Origin of the sequence: Endozoicomonas elysicola (assembly GCF_000710775.1) — a bacterium.
Classification (GTDB): domain Bacteria; phylum Pseudomonadota; class Gammaproteobacteria; order Pseudomonadales; family Endozoicomonadaceae; genus Endozoicomonas; species Endozoicomonas elysicola.
Window position 1 is genome coordinate 5083226 of record NZ_JOJP01000001.1, and the last position, 13068, is coordinate 5096293.

The 13068-nt window shown below is 46.2% G+C and carries 13 protein-coding genes and 1 riboswitch; of the genes, 11 read left to right on the forward strand and 2 right to left on the reverse strand.

Features of this window, described 5'->3' with window-relative positions; translation table 11 throughout:
- Positions 1-328: 328 nt before the first annotated feature.
- On the forward strand, positions 329-673 hold the full coding sequence (locus tag GV64_RS21355) for a hypothetical protein (RefSeq protein WP_020582292.1): 345 nt from the start codon (positions 329-331) through the stop codon (positions 671-673).
- A gap of 19 nt (positions 674-692) precedes the next feature.
- A complete protein-coding gene (locus GV64_RS21360) occupies positions 693-1499 on the forward strand; it encodes a carbon-nitrogen hydrolase family protein (protein ID WP_020582293.1) in 807 nt (268 codons plus the stop codon).
- A gap of 12 nt (positions 1500-1511) precedes the next feature.
- Here the strand turns inward: GV64_RS21360 and moaA are convergent, their stop codons facing one another.
- The gene (gene moaA, locus GV64_RS21365) at positions 1512-2492 is read right to left on the reverse strand and encodes a GTP 3',8-cyclase MoaA (protein WP_020582294.1); all 981 of its coding nucleotides are present in this window, start codon (positions 2490-2492) and stop codon (positions 1512-1514) included.
- Positions 2481-2630: riboswitch (molybdenum cofactor riboswitch) on the reverse strand. It overlaps the preceding gene by 12 nt.
- Before the next feature lie 620 nt (positions 2631-3250).
- Between moaA and mobB the strand changes: the two genes are divergently transcribed.
- Both mobB and moeA read left to right on the forward strand, forming a co-directional pair.
- A complete protein-coding gene (gene mobB / locus GV64_RS21370; protein ID WP_020582295.1) occupies positions 3251-3805 on the forward strand; it encodes a molybdopterin-guanine dinucleotide biosynthesis protein B in 555 nt (184 codons plus the stop codon).
- Positions 3802-5040: a molybdopterin molybdotransferase MoeA gene (moeA, locus tag GV64_RS21375; RefSeq protein WP_020582296.1), complete on the forward strand. Its 1239-nt coding sequence runs from the start codon at positions 3802-3804 to the stop codon at positions 5038-5040. Before mobB ends, moeA begins: the two co-directional genes overlap by 4 nt.
- A gap of 87 nt (positions 5041-5127) precedes the next feature.
- Here the strand turns inward: moeA and GV64_RS21380 are convergent, their stop codons facing one another.
- Positions 5128-5463, reverse strand: a complete 336-nt coding sequence (locus GV64_RS21380) for a glutaredoxin family protein (RefSeq protein ID WP_026258221.1) — start codon at positions 5461-5463, stop codon at positions 5128-5130.
- Between the two features lie 321 nt (positions 5464-5784).
- Between GV64_RS21380 and GV64_RS21385 the strand changes: the two genes are divergently transcribed.
- From GV64_RS21385 to GV64_RS21415, 7 genes are all read left to right on the forward strand, one after another.
- Positions 5785-6957, forward strand: a complete 1173-nt coding sequence (locus GV64_RS21385; RefSeq protein ID WP_020582298.1) for a Na/Pi symporter — start codon at positions 5785-5787, stop codon at positions 6955-6957.
- Positions 6958-7242: 285 nt separating this feature from the next.
- Positions 7243-8472: a lytic polysaccharide monooxygenase gene (locus GV64_RS21390; protein ID WP_020582299.1), complete on the forward strand. Its 1230-nt coding sequence runs from the start codon at positions 7243-7245 to the stop codon at positions 8470-8472.
- Between the two features lie 180 nt (positions 8473-8652).
- Entirely contained in the window at positions 8653-9417 is a 765-nt protein-coding gene (locus GV64_RS21395) for an energy transducer TonB (RefSeq protein ID WP_020582300.1), read from the forward strand.
- 92 nt (positions 9418-9509) lie between these two features.
- Positions 9510-10841: a sensor histidine kinase gene (locus GV64_RS21400; protein ID WP_034844443.1), complete on the forward strand. Its 1332-nt coding sequence runs from the start codon at positions 9510-9512 to the stop codon at positions 10839-10841.
- A 20-nt stretch (positions 10842-10861) separates the two neighbouring features.
- Positions 10862-11443, forward strand: a complete 582-nt coding sequence (locus tag GV64_RS21405; protein ID WP_020582302.1) for a response regulator transcription factor — start codon at positions 10862-10864, stop codon at positions 11441-11443.
- A gap of 255 nt (positions 11444-11698) precedes the next feature.
- A complete protein-coding gene (locus GV64_RS21410) occupies positions 11699-12559 on the forward strand; it encodes a TVP38/TMEM64 family protein (RefSeq protein WP_081622100.1) in 861 nt (286 codons plus the stop codon).
- Complete coding sequence (locus GV64_RS21415) at positions 12552-13043, forward strand: LabA-like NYN domain-containing protein (RefSeq protein WP_020582304.1); 492 nt, start codon at positions 12552-12554, stop codon at positions 13041-13043. Before GV64_RS21410 ends, GV64_RS21415 begins: the two co-directional genes overlap by 8 nt.
- Positions 13044-13068: the final 25 nt, after the last annotated feature.

Below are 13068 nucleotides of genomic sequence, written 5' to 3' on the forward strand. Positions count from 1 at the left end.
GCATGCGCAGCGGGTAGCTGCAGGTATCAATGAAAAACGTAAACTTATAGTAATTTTCCACTAACCAGTAAATGCTTTTTACTAGATAACAAAGCGATACGCATTGATATAAATCAAAAAAATAAAACTATAGTTATGATCTTTAACATGAACTTCCAGCCCGCACATTTGCAATCCAGGAACTCCATGCAAAGCCCGTATTTAAACAGAGGTGCTTGGTTGGCTTTCTTGGACACAGTGATAGTCTAGGAACCTCTCGGACTGAACTGATCGTAGTGAGAAAAAGTCCGACAGGCTCCACGTAAGTTGTATCACTTGGAATACAGTCATGAAATGTTATTTCATAGCCCTGTTTATTTTGCTCTCTCCTACTGTTAATGCTACAGACTTTGATTCGATCTTTGAGGGCAAATACACTTGGGGGCATGAAGCCCACAGCTTTACCCCATGCGGTAGCGATGAGTCTTACTGGGTCAGTTTTGACTGGGCTGGACAGGCAATGCAGGACTTTTATAAAAGAAATTTCAAAACACCCTACCAGACAATGTACCTGAAGTTTCGCGGACACATTCTGGATGAAAAGGTCGACGGTTTTGCTGAGCAATATGATGGGCTGATTCGCATCAGTGAGGTCAAAGGTTATTCATTTGAACAACCCATCAACTGTCAATAAACAATGGTAAAACAGTATTATGCGACTGACTCTTGTCCAGATGGAAGTAACCTATAAAAAGCCTCAAGCTAATCTTGATACTGTAGAGTCACTGTTAACCTCATGCCAAACCCCTGGACATATTGTTCTATTACCTGAGTTGTTTACTTCTGGCTATCTTTTTAAGAATGCTACTGAGCTGCATGATCTAGCGAGAGAAACTGCAGGTAGTAAGACGATAGCTAAACTTCAATCACTTGCCTGCCAATTTGACACTCTGATTGTTGCCGGACTGCCAGAGAAGAAAGGTAACCAATATTTCAACACTGCAGTCGCTGTTGATAAAAACGGCCTAAAAGCCTGTTACCGAAAAATCAGCCAAACCAATATTGACCGTCAGTACTTCTCACGGGGAAATAAACCCGTCGTCTTTGAACATATGGGTATACGGTTTGGTATAGCGATCTGCTTTGATCTCTGGTTCCCTGAAATCATGCGGGAGTATGTAAAGATGGGTGTCGACGTTATTCTGCATCCAGCCAACTTTGGAGGGCAACAGAGTCTTCACATGGCAAGGGCTAGAGCGATTGAAAATGACGTTTATATTGCGACGTGCAATCGGCTGGGATCCGAGAGTACCGAGACAATTTCTGGCCATTACTGTGGTCACAGCCAAATCTGCACACCAACAGGAGATTACCTGCTCAAACTGGAACATCAAGAGGAAACAGCAACGGCAACCCTGAATATCGATTCAAAGAACCCCAAAAAAGTCATTGGGGTCAATCTCATTGATGAAATGAATGCCATCACTAAAATACTCAAAACCAACAATAAGGAAAGCTAGCCACTGAATGAACTAACCTCCCATCTGAGACAGGTTTTGAGTACCTCCGGTCCAGCCCTGTTCAAGGAAATGACTGTCTTCTTTCAGCCTGAGAGAATCACGAATTCGAGCCACCAGCGCTTCCTGCTGTTCATCACTCTGCAGAAGATCTCGTAGATCAATGCCCGACTCAGCAAACAGGCATAGCTGGAGCTGCCCCAGACTGGTAACCCTCAGTCGATTACAGTCGTTACAGAAATCCTTACTGTAAGGCATGATCAACCCAACAGTGCCTTCGTAATCACTGTGGCAATACTCCTGGGCAGGTCCAGCATCGGCCAGGCGCATTTTTCTCACCCAACCACGTTCCAGCAGCAGTTCCTGTATCTTTTTTCCCGGGAAATGATACTTCTGGAAAAAATCCTGATTGTTCCCGGTTTGCATCAGCTCGATAAAACGAATAGAAACGGGATAGTCCCGGATCCAGTCAAGAAAGGCATCCAGCTCGTCATCATTAATGCCTTTCATAGCCACCGCATTCACTTTGATGGATGGCAGACCATGATCAAAGGCGTTTTGAATGCCGGATAAAATTTCCCGAAGCCGGTTATGACCGGTAATCAGCTCAAAGGCTCGCGGGTCAAGACTGTCCACACTGACATTGATGGCATCAATACCCGCATCCAGCCAATCCGTAACCCGCTGATCCATTTTGTAGCCATTGGTGGTCATGGCCAGCTTCTTTATACCGGGAATTTGCTTGATGGTTCTGACAATGTCGGAAAAATCCTGACGCAAGGTAGGCTCCCCACCGGTCAGGCGAATTTTTTCCACACCGACGGAGGCGAAAGCAGTTACCAGACGACGTATTTCGTCAACGGTTAATGCTTCACTGTGGTGATGGTCAAGGCAGCCGTCAGGCAAACAGTAGTTGCAACGAAAGTTGCACAGGTCTGTGACTGACAGCCGCAAGTAAGGGAATTTCCGTCCCTGAAGATCCTGCAATGGTTGCATAGAACACCTTTCCAATCGCGGGAGGCAGCAGAATTTCTTCTACAGCCCTGGCAGCCAGTTATGCATTCTCTGACTGCGGCTTCCAGTCCGTAGGGGCAATCCCCCTTTAGGTACCGAAGCTCGGCGCTCGCTTGTTGATTCAGTTAATCACAACGTTAAACAGCCTTTCGGGGCTGTTAAAATAGTAGAAGTCATACTGCTTAAGGGACTGCTGAGATCGTTTTACAACAGTCAAGTGAATCCTACCTGCTTATTTCTCGAAAAACCATGACATCAGGCACTATTGTTTTATTGGATTATTAAGTAAATCTGCTATTCTCCTGACCCTTTTGTTCCATGAAAGCCGTAAGCGACGAATACGGTACACCTTGCATGCAGTCTGGATCTTTTTTGTACGGATAGCAAAAGTGATCCAGATTAATTAAGCACACGATGAGCAACATGCTATCCATGGTTCCTGTTAACATCTAGGGGGGGGTTAGCAACTGGACATACAACCAGCCACCCATTATTTGCGCCAGACAAGGCGCGAGCTGCGTAGTGTGGTTGTTCCACATGAGCAGTGAGCAACGCTGTATGGTGCAAGTAATGGGTGGCCCTTCGGGTTAGTCATACAAGCACTCATGCAGTGTTGAACGCCTTGAACAGGGAACCACCATGTCCTGCGCCGTTCGCCTTGTCTGAGTGATTGTATGACCAACTGGTTGAATGGCCAGTTGCTAACACCCCCTAGTTGCAGGCTACAAAAGACACCTTCTATGACTGCCCCAAAGATTATTGCCAACATTCCCGTTCTGGGCATAGCAGCCTTCAGCGGCACCGGTAAAACAACGCTTATTGAAAAACTACTGCCACTGTTAGGTAGCAAGGGGCTTCGAACCGGCATGGTCAAAGCCTCTCATCATACGATAGAGCCAGACCCTCCCGGAAAAGACAGCTATCGTTTACGACATGCCGGTGCCAGCCAGCTGGTGTTGAGCATGCCAGGTCGCTCTATTTGCTATACCGAGTACCCAGATGGATACGAAAAACAACTGCAGGAGCAACTGCAGCTGCTCAACCAGAATCAGCTGGATTTAATTATGGTGGAAGGTTTTCGAGAGGCGCCCATACCTAAAATCGAGCTTCATCGCAGTGATTATGAAAAGCCCTTCCTGTTTACTGATGACCCCCATATCATTGCCATAGCCTGGGATGGCAATCCCGGCATCAATCTTCCTGATCATCTGGCAGAACTGGATATCAACCGCCCCGAACACATTGCCGGTTTTATTGAGAACTTCTGCCATAGATATGAACGAGGCCAAGCATGAGTGACTGCTGTGCAACTGATGGATTAATGAGGCTGGAAGCAGCACTGGCAACCCTGATCGACGGTGTAAAACCAGTATCTGCAATAGAGACCGTTTCCCTGGAAGAGAGCCTTGGCAGAGTATTAGCAGAGCATATCGTATCGCCTATCAATGTGCCTTCTCATGACAATTCTGCCATGGATGGTTATGCCCTGATTCTGAAGGATTTGCAGAACCATGACACCTTACCTTTGGCAGGACAGTCTCTGGCAGGGCACCCTTTTTCCGGAGAGATTCCCGCCGGACACTGCATCCGTATCATGACGGGTGCCAGCATTCCCAAAGGTGCCGATGTGGTTATTATGCAGGAGCAGACTGAGACCACAGATCAGGGTATTCATTTTCTCCAGAAACCAGAGAAGATCGGCAACAATATCCGAAAAGCAGGAGAAGATATTCCGGAAGGCTCTCAGGTGTTCACACCGGGCCGGAAAGTCCGCCCTCAGGATATCGGACTGCTGGCCTCGCTGGGTATTGCCAATGTCACCGTCTATCAAAAAGCCAAAGTAGCCGTATTTTCTACCGGAGATGAACTGAAACTTCCAGGTGAGCCACTGGGACAGGGCGACATTTACGACAGCAATCGCTTTGTTATCAAAGCCATGCTTAAAAAACTGGACGTCGAAATCATCGACCTTGGCAAGATTCCTGACGATAAAGAGGCATTAAGAAAGGCGTTCCTGAAAGCCGATCAAGAGGCTGATGCAGTGATCAGTTCCGGTGGTGTCTCTGTTGGTGATGCAGATTACACCAAAGACATTCTTGATGAACTGGGAGAAACCGGTTTCTGGAAACTGGCCATCAAGCCGGGCAAGCCTTTTGCTTTTGGACAACTTCCAAACAGTGTTTTCTTTGGTCTGCCCGGTAATCCAGTATCGGCTACCGTCACCTTCCAGAAGCTGGCGGCTCCAGCATTGCGCCATATGATGAACCAGCAGCCGGTAGAAAAAGTTGAACTCACACTGTCCACGCAAACCCAGCTCAAGAAGCGTCCAGGGCGCAGGGATTTTCAGAGAGGAAGGCTGGTTTACAGTGAATCCGGTGAACTTCAGGTCATGTCCACGGGTCATCAGGGTTCTGGAGTCCTCAGTACAATGAGTCATTCTGACTGCTATATCGTGCTGGCCGAAGAGGATGGTGATAAACAAGCCGGTGATCTGGTGAAAGTGCAGCTCTTTGATGAGCTTTTACAGTAAATATTTCCCAACAATCGGCAAGCCTTCTTATTGATATAAGGAGGCTTGCCTGCTTTTGGCTGATTAAATAGATTAACTCAAGAGAACTTAGTGCTCATTTGCCAGCCTGAGAATTTGTGATGGGTCGTACCCCCTGACCACTTCGCCACCAATAAACACTAGCGGAACGCCCTTCCCTTTCAGTCTTTTAAATTGTTTAAAGCCTTCAGCAGACTTCTCAATATCATACTCATAAAAAGGAATATTTTGATGTTCAAGTAACTTGCGGGTTTCCTTGCAGTAGCCGCACCACTCAGCAGAATACAGGATCACTTTGCCACCGTGTTGAACAGAGAAATCAGGCGGTGGATTAAAATAGTTATTAATGAGATCCCATTTCTGATAAACAAACAGCGCAAGCAGGAAAAGCATTACCGTTTTCAATTTGAACATCCTTATCAAATAGAAAGTCCCTAGAAATCAGGAGTTTTAAAGATCATAAATATGCTAAAAAAACACCCCTACTCCTAAATATAGCCCACTTAGCGGTTGCCAGGTTTCATGTAATCACTGCCCTGCAGCCTCATACAAGAAGAGATTAACCGTGTACGACAACGCTTCCTCAGCCCAGTATCAGCCACATCATTATGCGACTTTCCTAGGGAAACACCGCATATGTCAGTTTTGTGAAGAAACTGTCATAAAACTGTCATAAAGACTCGATATTTTTATCATCAACTTTATAAGCACCAGGGTGCACTCTTTATGTCTGAAATGACATCTGCTTCTTCACAGAGCACTGACTTCAAAACCATGACCACGCGCCATTACGGTCGTATCTGGTTACGTGTGGTTCTGTGGATCTACGCTCTGCTGGTAGCTGTTAGTGTCATCGGCTCCGGCTTCAAAATGGCTGTTGGCGGCAGTGAAGCTGCAGCACAGCTGTTCAGCTTTGCCAATAATGCCATCATGGCTCTGCTGGCAGGTACACTTGCAACAGCGCTCGTACAATCTTCCAGCACTGTTACCTCGGTCATTGTTGGTCTGGTAGCTGGCGGTCTTCCGGTACACATGGCGATCCCCATGATCATGGGTGCTAACATTGGTACAACTATTACCAACACCATCGTAAGTCTTGGCCATATTCGCTGTCATAAAGAATTCAAGCAGGCTTTTGCCGCATCTACCGTACATGACTTCTTTAACTGGCTGGCTGTATTGATTCTTCTACCGCTTGAACTGTTCACTGGTTTCCTGAGTAAGCTTTCTGCATCGGTAGCAGGCATGCTGGTAGGTGGTCAGAACGTATCCATGAAAGGTATGAACTTTATCGAGCCATTAACATCACCGGCTGAGGATATTATCAAAGGATTTGTATCCGTACTGCCTGACAGCACACTGTCTGGTATTGCCATGATTGCTATCGGTATTGTCCTGATCTTTTTCTCTGTGGTTCGTCTGGGCAAGTTGCTCAAGAAAGTCATGGTGGGTAAAGCCAAGGATGCACTGCACAAATCCATTGGCCGTGGTCCAATCAGCGGTATTCTATCCGGTATGACCATGACGGTTATGGTTCAGTCTTCATCAACCACCACCAGCCTGATGGTCCCGATGGTGGCTAATGGTCTGTTCACTGTACGACAGATGTACCCTTTCACCCTGGGCGCCAATATCGGTACAACCATTACAGCCCTGCTGGCTGCGACAGCCATCACCGGTCCTGCAGCACTACCAGCACTGACCATTGCCATGGTTCACTTCTTCTTCAACTTCTGTGCCGTGGTTCTGATTTATGGCATCAAGTGGCTGAGAGAGATCCCGCTGTTTATGGCTGACAAATTGTCTGATCTGGCCGTGAAGAATAGAATGTACGCTTTTGCCTACCTGTTCATTGCCTTCTTTATTCTGCCAGGCATCATTATTTTTATGACAGCCTGATCAAGAGATACCGACTCTCTTACCAAAAGACCTGCTATGCTTTTCTTGCACCGCAGGTCTTTTTTATAGGGTCAATGCTATGGAACAAAAATTAAGTTTACTGTTTTCTCCAGACTCCCTCAAAAACACTCCAATAAGAAAAACCCCTCTCCTGAAACAAAAATTCTAGCGTTAATAAACAAAAGTACTGGCACCCTCATTTACTACTTTACTTGGTAAGTAAAACTGCCCCTCTTTGGCATACAAAATCTCCTATCCCCTGAAACATCAACAAGAGCAGTAATAATGATGATGTATTTCACCGATACTCCTTATAGAAAAACATTACTGGCTGCTTTATCACTATCGTTCACCGGTAGTGTCCTTGCCCATGGCTGGATAGCAGTGCCGAAAGCACGACAGATATATTGTTATGAGGATGGGGGTTACTGGACAGACTCTATACCCAACGAAGCCTGTCAGCAGGCTTATGACCAATCAGGTGATTACCCATTTACTCAGAAAAATGAGTTCTCCGCGCTGGTTCCTGATTACAACAACCAGGCAGCCGTTGAGACTGTCATTAAAGATGGCACACTCTGCGCTGCTGGCGACAAGAAAAAAGCAGGGATGGATATACCCGATAAAAACTGGCAAAAAACACCGATAAAGCCGGGTAAACACACCCTTAAAATTCATGTCACTGCCCCGCACCCAAACCATTTCTTTCAGATCTATCTCAGTAAACCCAGATTCAATTCTGCAACTCAGGCACTGACCTGGGGTGACCTGGAACTGATCGCTGAACATGGCGAAAAGCAGGTAATTAATGGATTCTATGAGATGGAATATACCATTCCAGAAGGAAGGACTGGCAGTGCGGTACTCTACACACGCTGGCAACGCAAAGATCCTGCTGGAGAGGGGTTTTATAACTGTTCTGACATTCGATTCTCAGATGATGGAGGCACGGACCCGGGTCCGGACCCAGACCCGGATCCACAACCAGATCTGGTCAAACTGGGACGTTACCTTACCTTCACAACCAACCCTGCTGAGCCAGGCGACAAAGCAAACTTTCGCTTGAGGAACGAATGGGGACAGGATGTGGTCAATGAAACGATCAAGATCACTGAAAAAAATGTTGATTTTACGCTCTGGAGTGCAGAACTAGCCCGTAAAGTAAATGATCTTCATGGAAAGACAGTCCAAATTGGGTTCTGGCATGACGAGATGAATCACTATATGTACGACGAGGTGAATATCTTCAAAAACTCAGTATTCGCAAAAAGTACCGATTACACTTTTTCCACGTCTGTCATTGATAAAGATGTACCACTTCCTCCTGCCAACTACGATTACGTCTATCCAGAGGGTATAGGCAGCTACTCAGCAGGGACAAAAGTACTTGCCAGTGATAATAACGTCTATCAATGCAAACCGTTTCCCGAAAGTGGCTGGTGTAACCAGGCACCTTCTTATTATGAACCTGCTACCGGATTAGCCTGGAATCAGGCATGGGGTAGAGTCCGTTAAATTACTCGCTCATCCCTGCCCAGAAGATGCCCCCCTTCTGGGTTTCATTAATAAAAGAAATCTTTTCAGGATTACCCCTTACCTGAACACATCAGAAATGAGTAGTATTCCCCCCTTACCTTGAGCGACCAAGAAGCCACATAATTCTGTGAGTTTTCCAGTGACCGACTATTCATTCCAATGAGCCACTACACAACAAAAAATATTGTTATTGCCTTGCTGTGTTCAGTGACTCTGCACTTCATGCTTGCTTTTGCACCCAACCGCACAGAGCATGCATTGATAAATAACAATCAGGGCACTTCGCAACTCAAATTGACTCTGGCTAAACAGGCTATCGTAGTACCTCCAGCATCCACTCTTATTGAAAGTGAGGAAGCAAAACAGCAAATCGATAAGATATCCGAACCATCAGAGCCCTCTGAGTCAACACAAAATCTTGTAGAACCGATTATTTCGAAGTCCACAAGTTTCAATAAAACTGTTTCTTCTCCAACGCTTGAAAAAGAAGAGACGAAAATACCCCCACTAAAAGATGCAGGTGTTACGGAAACAACAGAAAAGCGCCTGCCTCTACCTGATGAGCCGTCTGAACCCGTGGCAATGGACAACAGTACTGAAGGTACCGACAGGCATACTGAAATTCCTGCTGAGAGTATGGATAGCAATCTAATGAAAGGTTGGCAGTCGGATCTGATACAGCGTATCAATCAACAAAAACGCTACCCTCGACAGGCACTCCGTCGCGGACTTGAAGGGGATGTAAAAATTAAAGCCATGATTCATCCTGATGGCACTCTGGCAACAGCAGAGATACTGTCAGGGGATAAGCGTTTCAAAACCAGCAGCCTTCAGGCTGTCAGTCGGGCGCTTCCTTTTCCTCCCCCAGTGGCCGTCTTAAAACCGATCACTGTATCGTTCATTATTCATTACACGATCAACTGATCAGGCCGTCTTTGTGAAAAATAAATAAGAGCGCACGGATAAAAAACCATTCTTATTGGTCTAAGAGACCTAAAAGACAGCAATGAAACGCCATGACCCAAAAGACGGCGCTGAATTTATCCACCGGGGCCGGAAACCTTAAGCGCTTATGTTGGCTTCGTGGAATCCTGATTTCCTTTGAAGGTATTGTTTTTCTTCTGACCAGTTCCAGGTTTCAGTTCCCACTAACCGGCCTATATCTTGTTTTATTGTTCAATACTATCCTTATCAGCAGTACTGCTTTTCGGCTGCTAATCAATAAAACAGCAGTCGGTGATCGCGAGTTTTTCCTTCAGCTATTACTGGATCTCTTAAGCCAGACCACGCTGCTTTTCTTTAGTGGTGGTTATACAAACCCACTAGTCTCTGTCTATCTGGTAACCATTTCCATTGGTTCAGCACTGCTGCCCAGACTGTTCAGCTGGAGCCTCACTTGCAGTGCAGTACTGTTTTATACACTCCTTATGAAATGGTATTTACCAGCTGGGCTTGACTCAGCCCCTGAACAATCACTGTTACACCAACAAGTAATAAATATTCATTTATCAGGCATGTGGATAACATTTGTATTAAGTGCACTACTTATTAATTACTTTGTCGAATTAATGGCATCTGCTCTGAGAAAACAGCAGAAAGATATCGCTACTGCCAGGGAGCTCCAACTCCGGAATGAAAACATTCTTGCTATTGCCATTCAAGCTGCAGGTGCAGCCCATGAACTTGGAACCCCTTTAGCAACCATGGCCATCATTCTGGGTGATCTTCAGGATGAATATAAAGATCCCACCCTGAGAGACAACCTGAAACTTCTTAGATGTCAGGTTGATGAGTGCAAAAAAAGACTGCAACAATTAGTGACTGAAAGCCAGTACAACGGTATTGAAAGTATTGAAATCCGAGACTTTCTTTGTCGGGTCATTCAACAATGGCAGCTGATCAGGCCAGAGTCAGAACTTCATTATGATACTTCTCAATGGCCACTCTCTGTGTACCTCTCCTGTGACCTGACACTTTACCAGGCCATTTCCGCTCTGCTCGATAATGCAGAAGATGCCAGCCCGGGCCAAGTTTCACTCGAAGTAAAACAGAATAACCAAAGTTTAACTATACAGATTCGAGATAAAGGCATGGGATTCCCTGAAGCACATGCAGCCCAACGTATGGAAAAACACCCTGACAGCAGCAGAGAAGCATGCTTTAACGCTATATCCGATAGATTCAGCCTGAAAGAAGATGGTCTCGGGATCGGGCTACTGCTCAGTCAGGCCAGTATTGAGCGGCTGGGAGGTCAGGTTCATATCTGCAGTCAGCAGGAGCAGGGCAGCCTGACCGAAATACAGCTCCCCATTACCAGTAAGAAGCTTTTCCAACAGTCTCGAAAATAAATCAGGAATAACGTACTGCAATGAGTATCAAGGCAACCTCCGGGCAGCCTGTCATTTTGATTGTCGATGATGACCTGACCTTTCTACACACTCTCGCAACCTCATTCAGAAAGCGGGGTTTCACTCCAATCACAGCTGATACCAGCTTTAAGGCTACAAGCCTGCAACAACAGCACAGGCCAGACCATGCTGTTGTTGATTTGAAAATTGGCAGTGAGAGTGGCCTCAGACTTATTCCATTATTGCGTGACGTTAATCCAAAAATTGAGATTATTGTACTAACAGGCTATGCCAGCATTGCTACAGCCGTCAGTGCCATCAGACTGGGGGCCAAAGACTATCTCTGTAAACCGGTAGACACCTTACAAATACTCGCAGCCCTTAGCATGAAACAGAAACAAACTTCACCTGAGCACCCATCGGAGCGTGAGTTGTGCCCATCCATTCCCGAACAAAGGATGCCGGTTTATCAGCTGGAGTGGGAGTATCTGCAGAAAGTACTTCTTGAGCACAATGGCAATATATCTGCAGCAGCCCGTAGCCTGGGCATGCACCGCAGAACACTTCAGCGAAAACTCAATAAACGGTCAGGTTCTCGCTGAGAACATTAGGGTCTGTTGACATAAGGTTTCTTTCTCAGCTCAAGCCAGAATGCTTCTGACCAGGCGCAAGAACGCAGGAATACCCATGTCTTTCAAGTTCTTGCAACGACGGCAGAAGCATTCTGGCTTGAGCCCTACGGGTGGTTCGTAAAGCCGCCTTCCAGCTTCGTTGAACCGGTTTGATGTAGAATCACTACACTTGCACCCGTTCGCCTCGTGGAAAGCGGCTTTACGAACCACTGAGCTTGGAACCTTATGTCAACAGATCCTAAGTATTATTGCCTCACTCCCACGAATGCCATTACGATTGTTCGTTTTATGTGCAGCGACCAGTCGTTTCCTGTGAATAGCCCATTTTTTCGTAACTCTTTTTTGCGTAACCCGTTCTTACGCAAGAATCGTCAAATACTCTCACTGATGGGGCTGCTCAGTATTACCTCTATCTTTGGGAGCACGCTTGTCACTACACTGGCTATCACCTGGCAAGATACCCTTAACTCTCTATCCACCAGCCATTGGGTCTGGCTCTTTGCCATTAGCGCCCTGACTATGGCCCTGGCTCTGACACCATCAACATTGATTGCTCTCATTAGTGGCTATTTTCTGGGGTGGAGCGCTTTTTTCTATATAGTCATTTCATATCCGATTGCCTCTGGCATCGGTTATATGGTCGGGAAAACGCTGGATCATGGGAAGCTGATGAGCACATTACCCTCTGAATCCAGAATTCATCGGATTCTTAACGAACTGAGCCATCAACATCAGTGGCCACTGGTCATTCTGACCCGTATATCCCCTATTCTGCCTTTCTCACTGATGAATCTTGTTCTGCCTGCTATAGGCATCCGCCTGCATACCTTTCTGCTGGCTGGCTTTATTGGCATGCTGCCCAGAACGCTGTTTGCCCTGTGGGCAGGTATGCAGGCAAGGGATTTGATCGCTTTACTCGAAAACCCGACACAGGGTAATCTGTCGGTCATTTTCATGATTGTCGTCTCAATCATTTCCATTGGTGGCTTGCTGTATCTTGCCCAAAGAGCATCATCAGCTGTTCTTTTTATAAGAGAGACGGGAGAAGCCGGAATAAAAAGCAGGGAGAGAAAGAAATATGGCTGAGAAGCGTGTTGCGCTGTTTGTTGATGTACAAAACATCTATTACACCACCCGACAGGCCTATGGTAGCCATTTTGATTACAACGCATTCTGGGCTCAAGTGACGGCCGGTAGAAAGGTGACCAAAGCCATTGCCTATGCCATTGACCGAGGGGACCCGAAACAACAGCAGTTTCAAACGATTCTCAGAGCTATTGGCTTTGACGTTAAATTGAAACCTTATATTCAGCGCAGTGATGGCACTTCGAAAGGCGATTGGGATGTTGGTATAACCCTGGACGTGATGAGTTGGGCACCTCAGGTTGATGTGGTTACCCTCGTTTCTGGTGATGGTGATTTTGACCTGCTGCTACAGAGGGTTCAGAAGGATTTTGGCACCGATACAGAGGTTTATGGTGTAGAACCGCTCACTGCGTCTTCCCTGATTCATTCTGCCAACCACTTTTTCCCCATATCCAATGACTTATTATTACCCATCAAGAAGTAAAAAAACGATCATATTAAATGAATAA